Below are 19,576 nucleotides of genomic sequence, written 5' to 3' on the forward strand. Positions count from 1 at the left end.
ACTCGAGCTTAGCCCGGCGACAAACGCGTCGGTACCGAGCAAAACCGGCGCGCGCCGCCGTCGTCGTGCCAGAGTTATGGGTGATTTCGCGGAGTCGGCCCGTCGGTGATTGGGGTTGCGGTATGCCGGTAGTTGATTGGAAAATGTTGCGGGACAAAGCAATACAGGCATCTTCGAGAGCCTACGCGCCATATTCGCGCTTCCCGGTCGGTGCGGCCGCGCTGGTGGACGACGGTCGGGTGGTGACCGGCTGCAATGTGGAGAATGTCTCATATGGCCTGGGTCTGTGTGCTGAGTGCGGTGTGGTGTGCGCCCTGCATGCGACCGGTGGTGGTCGGTTGGTGGCGTTGGCGTGCGTCGACGGGCGGGGAGCGACGCTGATGCCGTGCGGCCGCTGCCGGCAGCTGCTGCTCGAGCACGGGGGCGACGAGCTGCTGGTCGACCATCCGGGCGGCCCGCGCCGCCTGGGGGACCTGCTGCCGGATGCCTTCAGCGCCGACGACCTTGCCCGGGAACGTCCTTGAGCGACTTGATATCCGACGCAGCCTTCGATGCGCCGACGGTGATCAGGACCAAACGCGACGGCGGCCGGCTGACCGATGCCGCGATCGACTGGGTCATCGGCGCCTATACCGACGGCCACGTCGCCGACGAACAGATGGCCGCCCTGCTGATGGCGATCTTCTGGCGCGGCATGGACGAGGGCGAGATCGCCCGGTGGACCGCGGCGATGGTGGCCTCCGGCGAGCGAATGGATTTCCGCGACCTGTGCCACGGCGGTACGCCGCTGCGCACGGTCGACAAGCACTCCACCGGCGGGGTCGGCGACAAGACCACGCTGGCGCTGGTCCCGATCGTCGCCGCGTGCGGTGTCGCGGTGCCCAAGGCGTCGGGACGGGGGCTGGGTCACACCGGCGGCACCCTGGATAAGCTGGAATGCATCCCCGGCTTCCGCGTCGAGGTGTCCAACGAGCGGCTGCAGCAACAACTCTGCGAGGTCGGGGCGGCGATATTCGCCGCGGGTCAGCTGGCGGCGGCGGACAAGAAGCTGTACGCGCTGCGCGACATCACCGCCACCGTCGAATCCCTGCCGCTGATTGCCAGCTCGGTGATGAGCAAGAAGCTGGCCGAGGGAGTCGGCGCGCTGGTGCTCGACGTGAAGGTGGGCGCCGGGGCGCTGCTGGACTCGGAGGCGCAGTGCCGGGCGCTGGCGCACACCATGGTCGATCTGGGGGCCGCGCACGGCGTGCCCACCCGCGCGTTGTTGACGGACATGAACTGGCCGCTGGGCGCGACCGTCGGCAACGCGCTCGAGGTTGCCGAGGCCATGGAGGTGCTGGCCGGCGGCGGTCCGGCGGACGTCGTGGAGCTGACGTTGCGGCTGGCCGGCGAGATGCTCGACCTGGTGGCGATCGACGACCGCGACCCGGCGCAGACGCTTCGGGACGGGACCGCGATGGACCGGTTCCGGCGGCTGGTCGCGGCCCAGGGCGGCGACTTGTCGGTCCCGTTGCCGATCGGTGCGCACTCTGAGACCGTGACCGCGGGGCGGGGCGGCACAATGGGCGATATCGACGCGATGGCGGTGGGTCTCACGGCTTGGCGGCTCGGTGCGGGCAGGTCCCGGCCGGGCGAAGCGGTGCAACCCGGCGCCGGCGTCAGGATTCACCGCCGCCCCGGCGAACCCGTGACGCCCGGCGAGCCGTTGTTCACCCTCTACACCGACACCCCGGAACGCTTCGGCGCCGCGATGGCCGAGCTGGACGGCGCCTTCAGCGTCGGCGACGCGGCGCCGACGCCGCGGCCGCTGATCATCGATCGGATCGTGACGTGACCGCGCCGCTGGGTCTGCAGCAGATCAGCAAGGCGCCCAAGGCCCTGCTGCACGATCACCTCGACGGCGGGCTGCGCCCGTCGACCGTGCTGGACATCGCCGGGCAGATCGGTTACGAAGGCCTGCCCGCCACCGACGTCGAAGAGCTGGCGACCTGGTTTCGCACCCGGTCACACAGCGGCTCACTGGAGCGCTACCTCGAGCCGTTCTCGCACACCGTCGCGGTGATGCAGACACCCGACGCGCTGTACCGGGTCGGCTACGAGTGCGTGGAGGATTTGGCCGCCGATTCGGTGGTCTACGCCGAGGTGCGGTTCGCTCCCGAGTTGCACATCGATCGCGGGCTGTCATTCGACGAGATCGTCGATGCCGTGCTGCAGGGCGTCGCCGCCGGCGAAAAGGCCGCCGCGGCGGCGGGGCGGCCGATCAAGGTGCGCCTGCTGGTCACCGCCATGCGCCATGCCGCGGTGTCGCGGGAGATCGCCGAGTTGGCCATCCGGTTCCGGGACAAGGGAGTCGTCGGGTTCGACATTGCCGGCGCCGAGGCCGGCAACCCGCCGACCCGACACCTTGATGCCTTCGAGTACATGCGAGACCATAACGCGCGCTTCACCATTCATGCGGGTGAGGCCTTCGGGTTGCCGTCCATCCACGAGGCGATCGCGTTCTGCGGCGCCGACCGGTTGGGCCACGGCGTGCGCATCGTCGACGACATCGACGTGCTCGAGGATGGGGTTGTCCGGCTAGGCCAACAGGCATCGATCCTGCGCGACAAGCGAATTCCGCTGGAGCTGTGCCCCAGCTCGAATGTGCAGACCGGCGCGGTCAAAAGCATCGCCGACCACCCCTTCGATCTGCTGGCCAGGGCGCGGTTCCGGGTGACCGTCAACACCGACAACCGCCTGATGAGCGACACCACGATGAGCATTGAAATGCACCGTCTCGTAGAGGCTTTCGGTTACGGGTGGAGCGACCTCGAGCGGTTCACCATCAACGCGATGAAGTCGGCGTTCATCCCGTTCGACGAACGGCTGGCGATCATCGACGAGGTGATCAAGCCGCGGTACGCCGTGCTGATCGGCTAACGCGCCGCGGCGGAATTGGTTTGGCGGCCGGCCGATGTGGGAATAGCCGCACATGTTTGCGGCTACGTTGGACACATGTCAGTACGCCGGCACTGATTTTGCGCGTCGGCACGGCGCCTCGGGTACGAAGGCCGCCGGCCGGCACACCTTCCGAATTTCCACGCTCGTTACGGCGGCGGGCCTGGCCGCATGGTTCGGCACCGGCGTCGTGCACGCCGACAGCGCGCGCGACCGCGAGGCGTGCGCTCTGATGGACGATTACGCCGGCTCCATGCACGTGGGCTTGACGCCAGTGGACTACGCGATGCGCGCGCTTTCCAAGGAAATGCCACCACTGGATGCGGCCCACGCCATCGCCGACGGTGCCCGCAACGACTGCCCGAGACACATCGGCGACCTGCCCGATGGCTGGCGCTGACTTCGACCGCGCCACAACCCGCCCCGCCCCGAGACGCCGCCGCTGCAAATTCGGCGCTGCTGCCGCGCGCGCTCGCGTTCGCACCGTCGCCGGCCCGTGAACTGCGGCGAAATGCTACGTCAACCCCCCTTTTGACAGACGTGCAATTGCAGTAGCGTTCCCGCGTAGGGAGATATGGGATGACCGGCATAGCTAATCGTTTGGCACTCATCGTCCCGGCGATTTTCGTGCTGCAGTTCGCTGCGGCCGCCATTTCGCCGGCGCCGAGTCGGGCCGCCGAGTGCGGCCAGGGCACCGTGTATGACGCGCCGACCGGTACGTGCGTGGTGGCTGAGGCGCAGCCGCCACCGCCTCCGCCAGGCCCGCCGCCTCCGCCGCCGCCGCCACCCGCGTGGTCCGGTCCGCGGCCATACGTTTCGGCCAGCATCTGCGCGCCCCTGCGCTTCCTGAGCCTCTGCGTCGGAATCTGATTCGCCGGACGTACGGGTCCGCTAGATGTGGCCCATGCCCATCCCGCTCATTGCCGGCGTGTCGACGTGCGGTGGGGCCACCGGCGCCGCCGGTGGTGGTGCGGGCGGAGCCGCCGGCGGCGGGCCTGGGGGTGGAGCTTTCGGAGCGTAGGGGCTGCGCCGCGGACACCCCTGCCATAGCACGCTGTCACGCGTGCGGGCAGAAAATCCCGAGGATTTGCTGGCAGTTGTCCTTGTTGATCAGGCCGGGCGGCCCCGGTGGAGGCGGGGGCGGTGGGTCCGCGCCGTCCCAGATGTTCTGAGCGACATTGCCTTGTCCGAAGTAGACGTAGTAGTAGGTGTGGCATACGTTGTTGTCCCAGCGCACGGGGTTGGTGACGTGATTGCCGGTGGGCGGCAACGGTTGTCCTGGGCACCAGTGGCACGGCCCCGACGGGTGATCGTTCGGGCAACCGGGCCAGGCGTCGAGCGGAATCGGGATGCCGATCTGGGCCTCGGCGGTGCCGGCCGCCAGGCCGAGCACGGACAACGCCACGCCGCTCGACAGCAGCGCCCCGGACATCAACCTCTTGACGGTGTAGCGGTGTGTCATCGCCTCGCGGCCTTTCTTGAAGTTTGCTGCTGGATTGCAGCAAGTACACACCCGCGGATCGCTACCGATCCCAAATCTCGCAGAAATACCCGCTATAACGGCGGAGTTTCGGGGGTCGTCGGCGTCGGCCGGCCTCGCGCAGGCGTATTGCCACCGCGTTCGTCCGGCTTCGCGTGCCGCCCGGTTGTGCTGGCGTTGGGTGGCGATGCGCGCGGCGCGGTTGCGCGCCGGTTGTGTGCGGGAGGCCGGTGCCGGCGCGCTGGGTCGGGAACAGCGCGACACTACCCGGCAGGGTGACGTGTCGGCGGCCCCGCGGCAGGGACCAAATGACGGTGCCGCCGATGAAGTGGATTCGGTCGCCGAAGTCCCGGCTCAGATAGCCAAGGAGATGGGATATGAGGTGGTCGCGTTCGACTTGTTCAGTCGCGACGCCGAATTGTTCAGTGACGGCCGCTATTTCGTCTCTGTTCACTGTCGGGTCCAGGCTTCCGCCCATTCCAGTGATGCTGTGCGTTTTTGTTCGGTCGCCAGAGCTTGTAGGTGGTCTTTGTCGCTGCGCTCGTAAAGTGCTGCGACGGCACTAGGGATATCGATTTCGGCGTCGCCAAGTTTAGGACGGTGGGCGAGGTCCAAGATTGTCTGTTCGGGCCTGTTCACCAGCGTCGGGCCGAGCTCGGTGTCGTAGCGTTCAGCGTCCAATCGCTGGGTGGTGCGTTTGACGAATCGGAGGACTCCAGCGCGGTCAGATAGCACTATGGGTCGGTGCTGCTGGGGGTGCGACCGCCCCCGACAGGTCAGCCGCCCACGGGCAACGGCTCGGCGGACAGACCCATGGCACGCAGCGTGCTGGCCAGATGGCTCCGCACGGCGCGCAGCGCCCGCTGCAGATCGCCGTCGCGCAGGGCCTCGGAGATATCGCGGTGCTGGTCCATGATCGTGGCCACCCGCTGCGGCTCGCGCAGCGCCGATTCGCCGATCATTCGCATCTGCCGGTCGCGCAGCGTCGAGTAGAACCCGGACAGGATCGTGTTGCCCGAACTTTCCAGCGTGATGGCGTGGAACGCGCGGTCGGCGTCGAGAAATCCCGGCCAGTCCTGTGCCGCCGCGGTGTCGCGCTGCCGTTGCAGCTCACCGGAGAGTCGTTCGAACACCGCGGCGCACGTGCTCTGGCCGCCGGCCACCACCTTCCCGGCCGCGAATTGCTCGAGCACCAGCCGGGCCTCGATCACCGAGCGCACCTCATCGGGGGAGACCGGAACCACCAGCGCGCCGCGCTGCGGGTAGAGCCGCAGCAACCCCTCGGCCTCGAGCCGTAGGAACGCCTCGCGTACCGGCGTGCGCGACATACCCAACGTGGCGGCGACGTCGCCCTCGCTGATCAGTTCCCCGCCGGGGAACGCGCCGGTCAGCACCTGGGTCTTGACGTAGTCGAGGGCGCGGTCCTTGGCTGTAGCCGGCCGCGAGGTCTTTACCGCCACGTCACTCTCTTCCGGTAGCTCAGTCGTATCCCAGAACCTACACCGCCGTGCGCCAGCTGCGAGGATTGACGCTGAGATACAAGATAGATACTATTAAGACACAAGCTACCGCCGAATGAGGAGTTCGAATGTCGACCGTGAACCTGGATCCGACAGTCCCCGCGCCGATGACCAACGTGGCCGAGTACGGCTTTGAAGGCCGGTTCGTGGACTGGGCCGACGACGCCTGCTACTTCGAGTACTCCAAGGCCGCCAACCCGATCGGCTCGGGAGACGCGCCGCAAGTGCCGGTTACCCAGTTCGGGCCCGAGGTCTACATGGACAAGCCGACCGGAATCGTCCCGCTGGACCTGTCCGACGCGCTCGGCATCAAGACCGGCGCGGCGACCAGCCCGGCCCTGCTGGCCAACTTCGTCCGCATCCGGGCCAACGAGCAGGTCCAGACCAGCCCCAACGCCACCTCCCAGCTGTATTACGTGCTCTATGGCCGGGGCTTCGCCGCGGTCAACGGCCAACTGGTCAGGTGGGAGAAGGGCGATTTCCTGACACTGCCGGCCGGTGCCAGCTCGGTGTTCTACGCCGACGCCGACGCGGCCATGTACTGGGTGCACGACGAGCCGCTGATGCGCTACCTGGGCGCCGAAGCCCGCGAGCCGCGGTTCCGGGCTACCAAGTTCCGTCGCACGGACGCCGTGTCCAAGCTGGAGGAGATCGCGTCGCGTCCGGGCGCCAACGACAAGAGCCGGGTCAGCGTGCTGCTGGCCAACGAGAACCAAGAGCAAACGCTGACCATCACCCACGTCCTGTGGGCGATGTTCGGTGTGCTGCCGCCGAATCAGGAGCAGCGCCCGCACCGGCACCAGTCGGTCGCGCTGGACCTGATTCTCGACGCCCCACCCAACGGCTGCTACTCCCTGCTGGGCACGCGTCTCGATGAGCGCGGCAACATCGTCGACCCGATCCGGGTGGACTGGCAGGCCGGTGGCGCCTTCACCACCCCGCCGGGCATGTGGCACGCCCACTTCAACGAGACCGACCAACCCGCCCACCTGATCCCCGTTCAGGACGCGGGCCTGCAGACCCACCTGCGCAGTCTGGACATCAAATTCACGCAGCGCCGGGATCTCGTCGCCGGTTGACCGGTCGCGGCGGTCCATGCGCCGCAAACGTTTGACGCATAGTGTGGCTGGACATGAAGGTGCCCCTGTTGGGCCCGGTGTCGCTCACGGGCTTCGAGCACGCCTGGTTCTTCCTGTTCCTGCTGGCGGTGCTGTTGCTGATCGGCATCTACGTCGTGCAGCAATTCGCCCGGCGCCGCCGGGTGCTGCGGTTCGCCAACATGGAAGTGCTCGAGCGGGTGGCACCGACGCGGCTCAGTCGCTGGCGCCACATCCCGATGATCCTGCTAGCCGCGTCGCTGGTGCTGCTGACGACGGCCATGGCCGGCCCGACGAGCGACATCCGGATCCCGCTCAACCGCGCGGTGGTCATGCTGGTCATCGACATCTCGGAATCCATGGCAGCCACCGACGTCGCGCCGAACCGGCTGGCCGCCGCGCAGCAAGCGGGCAAGCGGTTCGCCGACGAGCTGACGCCGGCGATCAACCTCGGGCTGGTCGCCTTCGCGGCCAACGCCACACTGCTGGTGTCGCCGACGACGAACCGCGGCGCAGTCAAGGCGGCGATCGACGGACTGCGGCCGGCGCCGAAAACCGCGACGGGGGAGGGGATTTTCACCGCGCTGCAGGCGATCGCGACGGTGGGCGCGGTGATGGGCGGCGGCGACGGGCCGCCGCCGGCGCGCATCGTGCTGGAGTCCGACGGCGCCGAGAACGTCCCGCTGGATCCCAACGCGCCGCAGGGCGCGTTCACCGCGGCGCGCGCGGCCAAGGCCGAGGGGGTGCAGATCTCGACGATCTCGTTCGGCACGCCCGACGGCACCGTCGTGTATCAGGGCGCGACGATCCCGGTTCCGGTCGACGACCAGACCCTGCAGGAGATCTGCAAGATCACCGACGGGCAGGCCTTCCACGCCGACAGCCTGGAGTCGCTGAACAACGTCTACTCCACCCTGCAACGCCAGATCGGCTACGAAACCGTCAAGGGCGACGCGAGCCTGGCCTGGATGCTGCTGGGCGCGGCAGCCCTGGCCGGCGCCGTGCTGGCCGGTCTGCTGCTCAACCGCAGGCTGCCCGCTTAGGCTCGAATGACGCTGAACGACGCCGAATGACTACGTCGGCAGCCGCCGGTTGAGCAGCAGCGCCAGCGCCGCGGCGAGCAGCGTTGTCATCACCCCGAGGCGAAGCCACCCGGAACTACCGGGTCCGGGCACCGTGCGGTAGCCGATCTCGTTCTGGATGGCGTTGTAGTCCTTGTTGAGTTCGCTGAGGTTGGTGGCCGTGTAGGACTGCCCGCCGGACAGCTTGGCGATGGTCCGCATCTGGTCCGTCGACACGGGGACGTTGATGTGCGCGCCGTCCAGCACGATCTGGCCGGTCGGGGTGCCGAACGAGATCGTCGAGATCGGCACGCCCTGGTCCTTGGCCAGGCGTGACGCGGTGAACGCGCCGTCGTGCGGATCGCTGGGATTCGTCGGCCGGTTCTCGCCGCCGTCGGACAGCAGCACGATGCGTGCCGGCGGCGGGGTGTCCCCGCCGATCAGACCCGCGGCCTCGATCGCGTGCAGAGCGGTGAAGATGGCCTCACCGGTTGCCGTGCCGTCCGCGAAGTTGAGCTTGCCCAGCGCGTCGATGGTCGCCTGGTGCTGCGGGGTCGGCGGGACCAGCAGGTACGGCGTTCCCGCGAACCCGACCAGCCCCAGGTTGACCCCTTGCGTCAGCTGAGTGGCGAACTGGGTGGCGGCCCGCTCGGCGGCCTTGAGCCGGTTAGGGTCGACGTCGGTGGCCCGCATGGACTGCGACATGTCGATCACCAGCATGATGACCGCGCGGTTGCGCGGGATCTTCATGTCGTGCGTGGGCGTGGCCAGCGCGATCGTCAACAGCGCCAGGCCCAGCAGCGACACCGCGATCGGAAGGTGCCGCCACCACGGCTGCGGCACGCGCGCCTCGGTGAACCGCTGCAGGCGGCCGCGGCGCCGGAGCTGGACGACGACGTACACGGCGAGCAGGGCCACCGGAACGACGGCGAACAGCAGCATCCCCGGGCGCTGCAGGCCGTACAGCGGCAGTGGGCCGATGCCGGGCAGCGACACTCGACTCACCTCTCCTTCTGGTCCTTCTGGTCGCGACCGACGCTATTCGCGTCGCAGCCGCCCATCGACGAATTGTTCCAGCTTCTCCCACTCCCGCACGGCGGCCGAATAAGGCGCCCCCGGCTTGGCGACCGAGTCGGGCTCCAGCACGTAGGCCACCAGCTTGCCCAGCGGCCGGTCCGGCTCCAGCGCCTTGTCGACCGTGCTCTCCTCGGAGTATTCGCCGATGTCGCGAAGCAGTTCGACCGCGAGATCGAGCTGCTCGCGATCCACGGCGTCGGGACCCTCGGCAAAGTCGTCGGCCAGCCCGGACAGCACGTAGATGTTCTCGTCGCTGACCTTGACGGACAGCGACCCGTCGGTCGCGGCGGTCCGGATGTCGTCATAGGTGCTCAGGTCGGACAGGTCGTGGTCGTGTTCGTCGGCCAGGTAGCGGGCCAGCGTCCGCTCCGAGCTGAACACGCTGATGCGGCCGTTGCGGCCCAGGAAAATCGGCCGATCGTCCAGGTAGCAGCGCAGCGTGTAGAACGTGCCGGAGCTGGTCAGGATCCGGATCGGGTCGATGCCCACCTGGAGCCAGAAGTCCTCGTCGCTGCCGAGCACGGTCGTGTCGCCGGGCGCCCGCTCCTCGTCGTCTTCCTCGTCGTCTTCCTGGTCCTCGCCCGCCTCATCGGTCTCGTCGACCTCGCCCGCGGCGTCGCCCTCCTCGTCGGAGGCGGGGGACTCGTCCTGAGGTTCTTCCTCGGGCTCCTCGCGTTCCTCGGCCAGCTCGTCGGCGGCCTTGTCGGACAGCGCGGCATCGACCTCGGGGGTGGTGATGACGCCCTCGATCGCGGCGAGCACGTCGTCCCAGCTGCGCGCGATCACCTCGGCGATCGCATTCCAGCGCTTGGCGCCCGCCTTGCCCGCGAAATTGTCGATCCCACCGGAGACGGTGCCCAGGCTGGGGTTGCCGTTGAAAAACTTCGAGACGGCAGCCAGCTCGCACACCGACCCGATCGACGACACGATCGCCAGTACCCCCGCCAGTGCGTTCACCGAGTCTTCGGTCGGCTTCTCGGAGACCAACTCCTCGACGACGACGAGATCGAACTGCCGGTCCTCGGACGGCTGAAGGGCGTGCGCATGGGCGGTGGTCAGGTCCTGGTATGCCGGGTGGTCGGCGAGATCGTTGTCGGAGTCCGCGCGGACGAACGCGACCAGATCGGCGACGGTCTCGAAACCGTACAGGTCTTCGTCGCGTCCCAGGAACGCCTCCCACTCGTCGCCGGCGTCCCGCCAGCGGGGGGCCCACACCGTGTAGCGGTCGCCGGTGGACAGGCTCAGGCGGATGGGCACGAGGTCAGCAGCCATGCGGCACACAATAGCGACGGCCGGCGAGCCTATGGGCCCCAGATGGTCGCGATGGGGGCGGCATTGGCCGCATTACCCGTCTTCGGCAGGCCGTACATCTGCTCCAACGTGGACAGCACGCTGTAGTGGTTGATCTGCTCGATGTAGGTGCCCGGCTGCACGTGCGCGCCGTAGACGATGGTGGGGATCTGGTTGCGGCCTTGCGCACCGGATCCGTCGTCCTCGTCCCAGGTGACGATCAGCAGACTGTTGTTGGCCAGGGCCCAGTTCGCGTAGTCCGACATGTTGCGCTGCAGCCACGCGTCGCCCGCGGGGACCGAGCCGTCGTGCATGTTGTCCGCGTTGTTGGGGATGACGAACGAGACCGTCGGCAGGCTGTCGTAGCTGCCCATCGGAAACGCCGAGAACGGTAGCGAATTCGCCGGCGGCACATTGGTGAAGTTGGCCCACGGCACGTGTTTGCGCGCGTATTTGCCTGCACTGCAGGCCAGTGAGCCCGCCGCGGGCAGGTCTTCGGCGTAACCGATGAATGTGTAACCAGCGGCGAGTAATTCGGATCCGAGATTGGGTGCGTTGCCGGCGCTGAACGGGCAGGTGTCCTTGGTGACACCGAAGGTGTTGCCGGCAAAAAGCGCAAGGTAGTTGGGCTCGCTCGGATGGGTCTCCGCGAACGACTGCGCCATGTTGGCGCCGTGCCCGGCCAGCGCGTTGATGAACGGGTTCGACGGACTGCCGATGATGCGGCCCTCGGATCGGTTCTCTTCCACCACGATGACGACGTGCGCCGGGCGCGGCAGCGCGGCCGCGACGAGGCCCACCCGCGGCGTCAGCGGGGTGACCACCGCCGCGATCAGCAGCGCCGCGCCGGCCAGCAGCACGACGCGGTTCGCCCACCTGATCGGCCTTCTGCGACTTCGGCTTTCGTGGTGCACGCGGGCAGTATATGAGCGTCGCCGCGCCGTCGACGGCCCGCGAGGATGCGTGTCAGCAGGGCTTTGCCCGATTGTTATATACCCTCTTAGCCATGGACGTGCGCGTGATCGACCACCCGTTGGCCGCGGTCCGGCTGACGGTATTGCGCGACGAACGCACCGACGGGGCCGGCTTCCGGGCGGCGCTGCGCGAGCTCACCCTGGTGTTGATCTACGAGGCCCTTAGCGACGCGCCGACAAAGCCGGTCAGGATCTCCACGCCAGTGGCCGAGACGTTCGGCAGGCGACTGGCCCGCCCGCCCCTGCTGGTTCCGGTGTTGCGAGCCGGGCTGGGAATGGTCGACCAGGCGCATGCCGCGATCCCGGACGCCGAGGTCGGCTTCATCGGGGTCGCGCGCGACGAGGAAACGCACCAGGCCGTGCCGTACATGGAAGCGCTGCCGGCAAAGCTCAAGCGCCGCCCGGTGATCGTGCTCGACCCGATGCTGGCCACTGGTGGTTCGATGTCGTACGCCATCGAGCTGCTGCAGCGCCGCGGCGCGACGGACATCAGCGTGCTCTGCGTGGTAGCGGCGCCGGAAGGCCTTGCCGCAGTGGAGAAAATAGCCCCGAATGTGCGGGTGTTCACCGCGGCGATCGACAAGGGACTCAACACGGCGGCGTTCATAGTGCCCGGCCTGGGCGACGCGGGCGACCGTCAGTTCGGGCCGCGCATCTTCACCAGCGCGACACCGCAGCGACCAGTTCCGCACGCAGGGCGGCGGCATGAGTCCGAGCAGAAGCCACGTCGCCGGCAGCCGCGCAGCGAATCTCCAAGTAGCACTTGAGCTTCGGTTCGGTACCGGAAGGGCGCACCACCACCCTGACCGATGTGTCGCCGTCGCCACCGGTGAAGATCAGCGCATCGGCGATGTCGGTGACGCTTGCCGGGAATGCCGCCAGGGTTTTCGGCGGGGCGGCCCGCAGCCGCGCCATCAGGGCGGCGGCCTCGTCGGGGTCGGCGACTCGGCGCGACACCGCGGCGACCTCGTGCACGCCGTATCGGCGGGCGAGCTCGTCAAGCAGGTCGGGCACCGAACGACCCCGAGCCTTGCTGGCCGCGACCAGATCGCAGACCAGCACCGCAGCGCTGATCCCGTCCTTGTCGCGTACCGCGCCGGGGTCGACGCAGTGACCGATCGCCTCCTCGTAGGCGTACACCAAAGTGCCGTCGGGAACATCGGAGTCGGCACGCGCCAGCCATTTGAAACCCGTCCGGGTTTCGACGTGTGCGGCGCCGTAATGCGCGGCGATCGCCGCCAGCATGCGGGAGGACACCACGCTGCTGGCCACCACCGCCGCCCGTGGGTCGGGGCTTTGTGACAGGATGTAATCGCCTATCAGCCAACCTGTTTCGTCGCCGGACAACATCCGCCAGCCCGACCCGGTGGGTATCCCGACCGCACACCGGTCGGCGTCGGGGTCCAGCGCGATCGCGACGTCGGCCCGGATCTCGGCGGCCAGGGCGAGCAGCGCGTCGGTGGCGCCGGGCTCTTCGGGGTTCGGGAATGCGACGGTGGGGAAGTCGGGGTCCGGCGCGGACTGGGCGCCCACCGTGTGCACCTGGTCGAAGCCGGCGCGATGCAGTGTCTCGACGGCCACCGCGCCGCCGACCCCGTGTAGCGGGGTCAGGGCCACCCGCACCGAGCCGGCCCACGAACCGGTGGACCGCCGCACTCCGGCCGCGCGCGCGATGTACTCCTCGATCAGTCCGGCGTCGGCGGCCTCGACGGGCGCGCGGGCGATGTGATCGGCGAAAGGCGCTGCAGCCATTGATTTTTCGATCTGACGGTCGACGGGGGAGATGATCTGGATGCCTCCGTCAAGGTACACCTTGTAGCCGTTGTCGGCGGGCGGATTGTGCGAGGCCGTGATCTGTATCCCGGCCGCGGCCCCGGTGTGGCGCACCGCGAACGCCAGCACCGGTGTGGGCACCGCACCGGGCAGTAGCAGTACCGAAACGCCTTCGGCAGCAAGGACTTCCGCGGCCACCGTGGCGAAGACGGCCGAGCCGTGCCGGGCGTCGCGCCCCACGATCACCCGCGAACCGGCCAGGCCGCGCTGCTCGAGCACCCGAGCCACCGCCCAGGTGGCGCGCGACACCACCGCGACGTTCATGGCGTCCGGCCCGCCCCGCACCGGTCCACGCAAACCCGCGGTGCCGAAGGTCAGCGGGCGGGCGAAGCGCGCGGCGAGTTCGGCTGGGGCACATGCCGAGAGCTCGGCTGCGGTCCGCGGGTCCGGGTCGTGCGCGATCCAGTCCTCGGGCGTCATCGGCTCAGAACCGGGCGATGATGCCGGCCAGCAGAGTTCCGATGCGGGCTGCGCACGCCGCACCGGTGGCGACGACGTCGGCGTGGCTGAGCGGCTCCCCGCTGATTCCGGCCGCCACGTTCGTCACCAGGGAGATGCCGAGCACCTCGGCACCGGCGGCCCGGGCCGCGATCGTCTCGTGCACCGTCGACATCCCGACCAGGTCGGCGCCCAACACCCGCAGCATCCGGATCTCCGCGGGCGTCTCGTAGTGCGGGCCGGGCAGCCCGGCGTAGACGCCCTCGGCCAGCTCCGGATCCGCCGCGCGGGCGAACTCGCGCAGCCGGGGCGAGTAGGCGTCGGTCAGGTCGACGAACTGGGCGCCGACCAACGGCGAACGCGCCGTCAGGTTCAGGTGGTCGTTGATCAGCACGGGCTGGCCGACCTGCAGGTCCGGACGCAGCCCGCCGGCGGCGTTGGTCAGCACGACGATGCGCGCCCCCGCCGCGCACGCGGTGCGCACCGGGTGCACGACGTGGCTCAGGTCGTGACCCTCGTAGGCGTGCACGCGGCCGACCAGGACCAGTACCCGATGCGCGCCGATGCGCAGGGACAACAGCTGGCCGGGATGGCCCACCGCCTTGGGCGGGGCGAACCCGGGGAATTCGGCCTGCGGCAGCGCGACGGTCGGTGCGCCCAGCGCCGCAACGGCCGGCGACCACCCCGACCCGAGAACGATCGCGATGTCGTGCTCGTCGACACCGGTGCGCTCGCGGACAGCCTGTGCCGCCCGCCGCGCCAGTTCGGCCGATTCGAACGAGGCTTGGGTCACACCCGGGGAGCTTAGCGTCGCTATATGTCAGGATCGGCCTCATGGGTTTTGCTAGGGGGCCGGTCGTCGGCTTGGTCGTTGCATTTGCGGTTTCGATGACGGCGCTGGCCGGCGGTCCGGCGACGGTGGCGCGGGCCGACTGTCCGGATGTCCAGCTGATCTTCGCGCGCGGTACCAACGAGCCGCCCGGCCTGGGCGCCGTCGGAGATGCCTTGTTCGCCGCGCTGCAGCCCGCTTTGGGCGGACGCAACGTCGACAACTACGCGGTGAATTATCCGGCCAGCTACAACTTTCTGCAGACCGGCGACGGCGCCAACGACGCCCGCGATCACATCGCGGCGATGGCCGATCAGTGCCCGCGCACCCACCTGATCCTCGGCGGTTTCTCGCAGGGCGCCGCCGCGGTCTCCATGCTGGCGGGGGTGCCGCCGCTGGGCAACACCATCGGTGAGTTCGGATCGGCTCCCGCGCTGGACCCCGGCCTGGCGAGCAAGATCGGGGCGGTCGCGGTGTTCGGCAATCCCGGCAACCGGTTCAACACGCCGCTGTCGACGGCGGGTCAGTTCGCCGGCCGCGCCATCGACCTGTGCAGCCCCGGCGACCCGGTTTGCGTCGTCGGCGGCCGCGACCGCGACGCGCACCACGACTATTCCGTGCCGCCCTATCCCGGTCAGGCCGCGGGATTCGTCGCCGGACGGGTGTAGCCGGCACCGGTGCGGTGGTCGGCGACTGCGTCGGTGAGATACTGCGAGGATGCCCGCACACGCCGCGTTGGACACCGTTGAGGACGCGGTGCGGCGTCGCGGCAGCGATCTCGTCGAGTTGTCGCACGCGATCCACGCTGAGCCCGAACTGTCCTTCGCCGAACACCGCAGCTGCGCCAAGGCCCGGGCGCTGGTGGCCGAGCGCGGCTTCGAGATCACCGCGCCCGCCGGCGGTCTGGACACCGCGTTTCGGGCCGACTTCGGCAGCGGGCCGCTGGTAGTCGGGGTGTGCGCCGAATACGACGCCCTGCCCGAGATCGGCCACGCCTGCGGCCACAACATCATCGCCGCGTCCGCCGTCGGGGCCGCGCTGGCGCTCGCCGAGGTGGCCGACGACCTGGGCCTGACGGTGGCGCTGCTGGGCACCCCGGCCGAGGAGGCGGGCGGCGGCAAGGAGCTGCTGCTGCGCGCCGGGACCTTCGACGACGTCGCGGTGGCCGTGATGGTGCACCCGGGGCCGACCGACATCGCCAGGGGGCGCTCGCTGGCGTTGTCCGAAGCGATCGCGCATTACCGGGGCAAGGAGTCGCATGCCGCCGTCGCGCCGCATCAGGGCGTCAACGCCGCCGACGCGGTGACGGTAGCGCAGGTGGCCATCGGGCTGCTGCGCCAGCAACTGGCGCCGGGACAGCTCGTGCACGGCATCGTCACCGACGGCGGGCAGGCGGTCAACGTCATTCCCGGGCGCGCGGCGCTGGAATACGCGATGCGCGCGCTCGAGTCGGATTCGTTGCGCGAACTCGAGGGCAGGATGTTCGCCTGCTTCGCCGCGGGTGCGCTCGCCGCCGGCTGCGAGTACGAAATCGAGCAGCTCACACCGCCGTACGCCGAACTCAAGTCCGACGAATGGCTGTCCGAGGTGTTCCGGCAGGAGATGGGACGGCTCGGCCGCCAGCCGCTGGCACCCGAATACGAGGCGATGTTCCCGCTGGGCAGCACCGACATGGGCAACGTGACGCAGGTGCTGCCGGGGATCCATCCGATCATCGGGGTCGACGCCGGTGGGGCCACGGTGCACCAGCGCGATTTCGCCGCCGCGGCGGCGGGTCCCAGCGCCGACCGCGCCGTGGTGGACGGCGCGACCATGTTGGCGCGCGCGGTCGTTCAGCTCGCCGAAACGCCCGAGCAACGCGATCGGGTGCTGGCCGCGCGAGAACGCCGGGCCGGCGCATGAGCCTGGTCGACGTGGCGGACGCGTGGCTGGGGGCGCATTTCGAGGACCTCGTCGAGTGGCGCCGGCACATTCACCGCTACCCGGAACTGGGCCGCCAGGAGTACGCCACCACGCAGTTCGTCGCCGAGCGGCTGGCCGACGCCGGCCTCAATCCCAAGGTGTTGCCCGCCGGTACCGGGCTCACCTGTGATTTCGGGCCCGAACACGCGCCCCGGATCGCGCTGCGGGCCGACATGGACGCGCTGCCCATGGCCGAGCGGACCGGCGCGCCCTACGCCTCGACCATGCCGAACGTCGCGCATGCCTGCGGGCACGACGCGCACACCGCGATCCTGCTGGGCACCGGCCTGGCGCTGGCCGCGGTGCCCGAACTGCCGGTCGGGGTGCGGTTGCTCTTCCAGGCCGCCGAGGAATTGATGCCGGGCGGCGCGATCGACGCCATCGCCGCCGGCGCGCTCACCGGGGTCTCGCGCATCTTCGCGCTGCATTGCGACCCCCGCCTGGAGGTGGGCAAGGTCGCGGTTCGGCAGGGCCCCATCACCTCGGCCGCCGATCAGCTGGAGATCACGCTGTATTCGCCGGGCGGGCACACCTCGCGGCCCCACCTGACCGCCGACCTGGTGTACGGCCTCGGCACGGTGATCACCGGGCTGCCCGGCGTGTTGTCGCGCCGCATCGACCCCCGCAACAGCACCGTGCTGGTCTGGGGAGCGGTCAACGCGGGCGTGGCGCCCAACGCCATCCCGCAGACCGGTGTCCTAGCCGGCACCGTGCGCACCGCCAGCCGGCAGACCTGGGTGTCCCTCGAGGAGGTCATCCGCGACACCGTGGACGGGCTGCTGGCACCGCTGGCGATCGAGCACACGCTGCAGTACCGGCGCGGGGTGCCGCCGGTGGTCAACGAGGAAGTCTCGACCCGCATCCTGACCCACGCGATCGAAGCCGTCGGCCCCGGCGTGCTGGCCGACACCCGCCAGTCGGGCGGCGGCGAGGATTTCTCCTGGTACCTCGAGGAGATTCCCGGCGCCATGGGCCGCCTCGGCGTGTGGTCGGGCCAGGGGCCGCAGCTAGACCTGCACCAACCGACCTTCGATCTCGACGAGCGGGCCCTGGCGGTGGGACTGCGGGTGATGGTCAACATCATCGAGCAGTCGGCCGCATTCCCGGGACGTTAGGCGCCCGTCCCCGGGCCGATGTTGCGGGCTGGCCGGGTCCGCAGGTCGTGTACGTAGTCCTCTGGCGCACCGGCGATTTCGGCCGCGTCGGCCATCACGCCCAGGTATCGCGCCGAGGGCAGTCCGCCCTCCCAGGCGTCCAGGACGTAGAGCCAGGCCAGCACGGGATCGGTGGTGGTGTCCGACGACAGCCGCTCCACCCGGCAGCGGATCTTTTTGTGGACGCAGAACTCGGAGCCCTCCCAGCGGTCCAGGTTCATCTCGTCGGCCGGCGTCATGTCGTAGAGCACGACGAACACCTTGGCATCGGGATCCTCGACGACGGTGGCCAGCGCGCCTTCCCAGCCGATGTCCTCGCCGCCGAACGTCAGCCGCCACCCGTGCAGCCAGCCCGTTCCCGCCATCGGGGAGTGTGGTGCACGCTGCTGCATCTGCTCGGGATGCATGTTGGATCCGTACGCGGCGTAGAGCGGCACGGGGAAAGCTTAAACGCCGGACCCTCACCCGGTATTCATCCGGCGGTCCCGGGCGTCCTTGGCTAGGTTAGGGCTGTGCTGACCCGCATCGTGATCATCGGCGGAGGGCCTGCCGGTTACGAGGCGGCGCTCACCGCGGCGGCGCGCGACGCCCACGTCACCGTCATCGACTCCGAGGGCATCGGCGGCGCGGCGGTGCTCTTCGACGTCGTGCCGTCCAAGGCATTCATCGCATCCACCGGAGTGCGCACCGAGCTGCGGCGCGGGCCGTATCTCGGCTTCCACGTCGACATCGAAGCCGCCAAGATCTCGCTGCCCGACATCCACCAACGCGTCAAGCGGCTCGCCGCCGAGCAGTCCGCCGACATCAAGGCGCAGCTGCTCAGCGCCGGGGTCGACGTGGTTGAGGGCAAGGGCGAGCTGGTGGACGCCGCCCCGGGTCTGGCCACCCATCGTGTGCGGGCCACGGCCCCGGATGGTGCCGTCAGCACCTACGACGCCGACGTGGTGCTGATCGCGACCGGCGCCAGCCCCCGGGAGCTGGCGACCGCGCGGCCCGACGGTGAACGCATCCTGACTTGGCGGCAGCTCTACGACCTCGATTCGCTACCCGACCACCTGATCGTGGTGGGCTCCGGTGTCACCGGCGCCGAATTCGTGCACGCCTACACCGAACTGGGCGTCGACGTGACGGTCGTCGCCAGCCGCGACCAGATCCTGCCGTACGAGGACGCCGACGCCGCCGAGGTGCTGGAGCGCATCTTCGCCGAACGCGGCGTCAAGCTCGTCAAGAACGCCCGCGCTGACTCGGTGACCCGCACCGAGTCCGGCGTGCTGGTCAAGCTGGCCGACGGCCGAACCGTCGAGGGCAGCCACGCCCTGATGACCATCGGATCGGTGCCCAACACCAGCGGGCTGGGCCTGGACCGCGTCGGGATCGAGCTAGGGCCGGGCAACTACCTGAAGGTGGACCGGGTGTCCCGCACACGGGTGTCCAACATCTATGCCGCCGGTGACTGCACCGGGCTGCTGCCGCTGGCGTCGGTCGCCGCCATGCAAGGCCGTATCGCGATGTGGCACGCGCTCGGTGAGGCCGTCACCCCTATCCGGTTGCGCACCGTCGCCGCTGCGGTGTTCACCAGGCCCGAGCTGGCCGCGGTGGGAGTCCCGCAGTCCGCGATCGACGCCGGGACGGTACAGGCCCGGACGATCATGTTGCCGCTGCGCACCAACGCCCGCGCCAAGATGTCCGGACTGCAGCACGGGTTCGTGAAGCTGTTCTGCCGCCCCGCGACCGGCGTGGTGATCGGCGGCGTGGTGGTGGCCCCGATCGCCTCGGAGCTGATCTTGCCGATCGCCATGGCCGTGCAGACCCGGCTGACCGTGAACCACCTGGCGCAGACGCTGGCCGTCTACCCGTCGCTGTCGGGTTCGATCACCGAGGCCGCTCGTCGCCTGATGGCGCACGACGATCTGGACTAGGTTCG

The 19,576-nt window shown here is 69.3% G+C and carries 21 protein-coding genes; 13 read left to right on the forward strand and 8 right to left on the reverse strand.

The features are described from left to right. Positions 1-122 precede the first annotated feature (122 nt). The 5 genes from MSG_RS05485 (at position 123) to MSG_RS24780 (ending at position 3,807) form a co-directional block, all read left to right on the forward strand. The gene (locus tag MSG_RS05485; protein ID WP_096437759.1) at positions 123-524 is read left to right on the forward strand and encodes a cytidine deaminase; all 402 of its coding nucleotides are present in this window, start codon (positions 123-125) and stop codon (positions 522-524) included. An 8-nt stretch (positions 525-532) separates the two neighbouring features. Then, positions 533-1,834 carry a thymidine phosphorylase gene (locus tag MSG_RS05490; protein WP_096444104.1) on the forward strand — a complete coding sequence of 434 codons (1,302 nt, stop codon included), beginning with the start codon at positions 533-535 and terminating at the stop codon, positions 1,832-1,834. After that, positions 1,831-2,919 carry an adenosine deaminase gene (locus MSG_RS05495; protein WP_096437761.1) on the forward strand — a complete coding sequence of 363 codons (1,089 nt, stop codon included), beginning with the start codon at positions 1,831-1,833 and terminating at the stop codon, positions 2,917-2,919. The genes MSG_RS05490 and MSG_RS05495 overlap by 4 nt, the downstream gene beginning before the upstream one ends. A gap of 52 nt (positions 2,920-2,971) precedes the next feature. Continuing rightward, complete coding sequence (locus MSG_RS05500; RefSeq protein WP_096437763.1) at positions 2,972-3,337, forward strand: hypothetical protein; 366 nt, start codon at positions 2,972-2,974, stop codon at positions 3,335-3,337. A gap of 179 nt (positions 3,338-3,516) precedes the next feature. Continuing rightward, a complete protein-coding gene (locus MSG_RS24780; protein ID WP_145958453.1) occupies positions 3,517-3,807 on the forward strand; it encodes a hypothetical protein in 291 nt (96 codons plus the stop codon). 187 nt (positions 3,808-3,994) lie between these two features. On the opposite strand, the gene MSG_RS05505 is transcribed toward MSG_RS24780, so the two are convergent. Beyond that, positions 3,995-4,399 (reverse strand): hypothetical protein, encoded by a 405-nt coding sequence (locus MSG_RS05505; RefSeq protein WP_232011164.1) that lies wholly within the window; start codon positions 4,397-4,399, stop codon positions 3,995-3,997. A 199-nt stretch (positions 4,400-4,598) separates the two neighbouring features. Here MSG_RS05505 and MSG_RS25985 point away from each other — a divergent pair, with 199 nt between their 5' ends. Then, positions 4,599-4,964, forward strand: a complete 366-nt coding sequence (locus MSG_RS25985) for a hypothetical protein (protein WP_162899151.1) — start codon at positions 4,599-4,601, stop codon at positions 4,962-4,964. Positions 4,965-5,193: 229 nt separating this feature from the next. On the opposite strand, the gene MSG_RS05520 is transcribed toward MSG_RS25985, so the two are convergent. Then, the gene (locus MSG_RS05520) at positions 5,194-5,877 is read right to left on the reverse strand and encodes a GntR family transcriptional regulator (RefSeq protein WP_096437767.1); all 684 of its coding nucleotides are present in this window, start codon (positions 5,875-5,877) and stop codon (positions 5,194-5,196) included. 128 nt (positions 5,878-6,005) lie between these two features. On the opposite strand from MSG_RS05520, the gene MSG_RS05525 reads away from it, so the two are divergent. Then, positions 6,006-7,016, forward strand: a complete 1,011-nt coding sequence (locus tag MSG_RS05525) for a cupin domain-containing protein (RefSeq protein WP_096437769.1) — start codon at positions 6,006-6,008, stop codon at positions 7,014-7,016. 53 nt (positions 7,017-7,069) lie between these two features. Then, positions 7,070-8,077, forward strand: coding sequence for a VWA domain-containing protein (locus tag MSG_RS05530; RefSeq protein ID WP_096437771.1), 1,008 nt, complete (start codon positions 7,070-7,072; stop codon positions 8,075-8,077). A 30-nt stretch (positions 8,078-8,107) separates the two neighbouring features. On the opposite strand, the gene MSG_RS05535 is transcribed toward MSG_RS05530, so the two are convergent. From MSG_RS05535 to MSG_RS05545, 3 genes are read right to left on the reverse strand one after another with little or no spacing between them, the layout of a single operon-like run. Beyond that, complete coding sequence (locus MSG_RS05535; protein ID WP_096437773.1) at positions 8,108-9,091, reverse strand: VWA domain-containing protein; 984 nt, start codon at positions 9,089-9,091, stop codon at positions 8,108-8,110. Positions 9,092-9,133: 42 nt separating this feature from the next. Further along, on the reverse strand, positions 9,134-10,444 hold the full coding sequence (satS, locus tag MSG_RS05540; RefSeq protein ID WP_096437775.1) for a protein export chaperone SatS: 1,311 nt from the start codon (positions 10,442-10,444) through the stop codon (positions 9,134-9,136). Between the two features lie 29 nt (positions 10,445-10,473). Beyond that, complete coding sequence (locus MSG_RS05545; RefSeq protein WP_269458619.1) at positions 10,474-11,319, reverse strand: alkaline phosphatase family protein; 846 nt, start codon at positions 11,317-11,319, stop codon at positions 10,474-10,476. A 149-nt stretch (positions 11,320-11,468) separates the two neighbouring features. On the opposite strand from MSG_RS05545, the gene upp reads away from it, so the two are divergent. Continuing rightward, the gene (upp, locus tag MSG_RS05550; RefSeq protein ID WP_096437779.1) at positions 11,469-12,203 is read left to right on the forward strand and encodes a uracil phosphoribosyltransferase; all 735 of its coding nucleotides are present in this window, start codon (positions 11,469-11,471) and stop codon (positions 12,201-12,203) included. Here the strand turns inward: upp and MSG_RS05555 are convergent. Both MSG_RS05555 and MSG_RS05560 read right to left on the reverse strand, forming a co-directional pair. Next, positions 12,094-13,689: a phospho-sugar mutase gene (locus MSG_RS05555; RefSeq protein ID WP_096437781.1), complete on the reverse strand. Its 1,596-nt coding sequence runs from the start codon at positions 13,687-13,689 to the stop codon at positions 12,094-12,096. The genes upp and MSG_RS05555 overlap by 110 nt on opposite strands. Positions 13,690-13,693: 4 nt before the next feature. Continuing rightward, positions 13,694-14,500, reverse strand: a complete 807-nt coding sequence (locus MSG_RS05560) for a purine-nucleoside phosphorylase (protein WP_096437783.1) — start codon at positions 14,498-14,500, stop codon at positions 13,694-13,696. A gap of 95 nt (positions 14,501-14,595) precedes the next feature. On the opposite strand from MSG_RS05560, the gene MSG_RS05565 reads away from it, so the two are divergent. From MSG_RS05565 to MSG_RS05575, 3 genes are read left to right on the forward strand one after another with little or no spacing between them, the layout of a single operon-like run. After that, positions 14,596-15,204: a cutinase family protein gene (locus tag MSG_RS05565; RefSeq protein ID WP_096437785.1), complete on the forward strand. Its 609-nt coding sequence runs from the start codon at positions 14,596-14,598 to the stop codon at positions 15,202-15,204. Between the two features lie 49 nt (positions 15,205-15,253). Further along, on the forward strand, positions 15,254-16,438 hold the full coding sequence (locus MSG_RS05570) for an amidohydrolase (RefSeq protein ID WP_096437787.1): 1,185 nt from the start codon (positions 15,254-15,256) through the stop codon (positions 16,436-16,438). Next, entirely contained in the window at positions 16,435-17,613 is a 1,179-nt protein-coding gene (locus tag MSG_RS05575; RefSeq protein ID WP_096437789.1) for a M20 family metallopeptidase, read from the forward strand. The genes MSG_RS05570 and MSG_RS05575 overlap by 4 nt, the downstream gene beginning before the upstream one ends. Here the strand turns inward: MSG_RS05575 and MSG_RS05580 are convergent. Next, positions 17,610-18,089 carry a gamma-glutamylcyclotransferase gene (locus MSG_RS05580; RefSeq protein WP_096437791.1) on the reverse strand — a complete coding sequence of 160 codons (480 nt, stop codon included), beginning with the start codon at positions 18,087-18,089 and terminating at the stop codon, positions 17,610-17,612. The genes MSG_RS05575 and MSG_RS05580 overlap by 4 nt on opposite strands. A 75-nt stretch (positions 18,090-18,164) precedes the next feature. Here MSG_RS05580 and MSG_RS05585 point away from each other — a divergent pair, with 75 nt between their 5' ends. Beyond that, positions 18,165-19,571: an NAD(P)H-quinone dehydrogenase gene (locus MSG_RS05585; RefSeq protein WP_096437793.1), complete on the forward strand. Its 1,407-nt coding sequence runs from the start codon at positions 18,165-18,167 to the stop codon at positions 19,569-19,571. The last annotated feature ends 5 nt before the right edge of the window (positions 19,572-19,576 follow it).

The organism is Mycobacterium shigaense (assembly GCF_002356315.1).
Classification (GTDB): Bacteria; Actinomycetota; Actinomycetes; order Mycobacteriales; family Mycobacteriaceae; genus Mycobacterium; species Mycobacterium shigaense.

Bases quoted from the DNA above. Each gene is read 5' to 3' on its own strand.
- MSG_RS05485 (WP_096437759.1), top strand. From the start codon at position 123: ATGCCGGTAGTTGATTGGAAAATGTTGCGGGACAAAGCAATACAGGCA.
- MSG_RS05500 (WP_096437763.1), top strand. From the start codon at position 2,972: ATGTTTGCGGCTACGTTGGACACATGTCAGTACGCCGGCACTGATTTT.
- MSG_RS24780 (WP_145958453.1), top strand. From the start codon at position 3,517: ATGACCGGCATAGCTAATCGTTTGGCACTCATCGTCCCGGCGATTTTC.
- MSG_RS05505 (WP_232011164.1), bottom strand. From the start codon at position 4,399: ATGACACACCGCTACACCGTCAAGAGGTTGATGTCCGGGGCGCTGCTG.
- MSG_RS05525 (WP_096437769.1), top strand. From the start codon at position 6,006: ATGTCGACCGTGAACCTGGATCCGACAGTCCCCGCGCCGATGACCAAC.
- MSG_RS05530 (WP_096437771.1), top strand. From the start codon at position 7,070: ATGAAGGTGCCCCTGTTGGGCCCGGTGTCGCTCACGGGCTTCGAGCAC.
- satS (WP_096437775.1), bottom strand. From the start codon at position 10,444: ATGGCTGCTGACCTCGTGCCCATCCGCCTGAGCCTGTCCACCGGCGAC.
- upp (WP_096437779.1), top strand. From the start codon at position 11,469: ATGGACGTGCGCGTGATCGACCACCCGTTGGCCGCGGTCCGGCTGACG.
- MSG_RS05555 (WP_096437781.1), bottom strand. From the start codon at position 13,689: ATGACGCCCGAGGACTGGATCGCGCACGACCCGGACCCGCGGACCGCA.
- MSG_RS05565 (WP_096437785.1), top strand. From the start codon at position 14,596: ATGACGGCGCTGGCCGGCGGTCCGGCGACGGTGGCGCGGGCCGACTGT.
- MSG_RS05570 (WP_096437787.1), top strand. From the start codon at position 15,254: ATGCCCGCACACGCCGCGTTGGACACCGTTGAGGACGCGGTGCGGCGT.
- MSG_RS05575 (WP_096437789.1), top strand. From the start codon at position 16,435: ATGAGCCTGGTCGACGTGGCGGACGCGTGGCTGGGGGCGCATTTCGAG.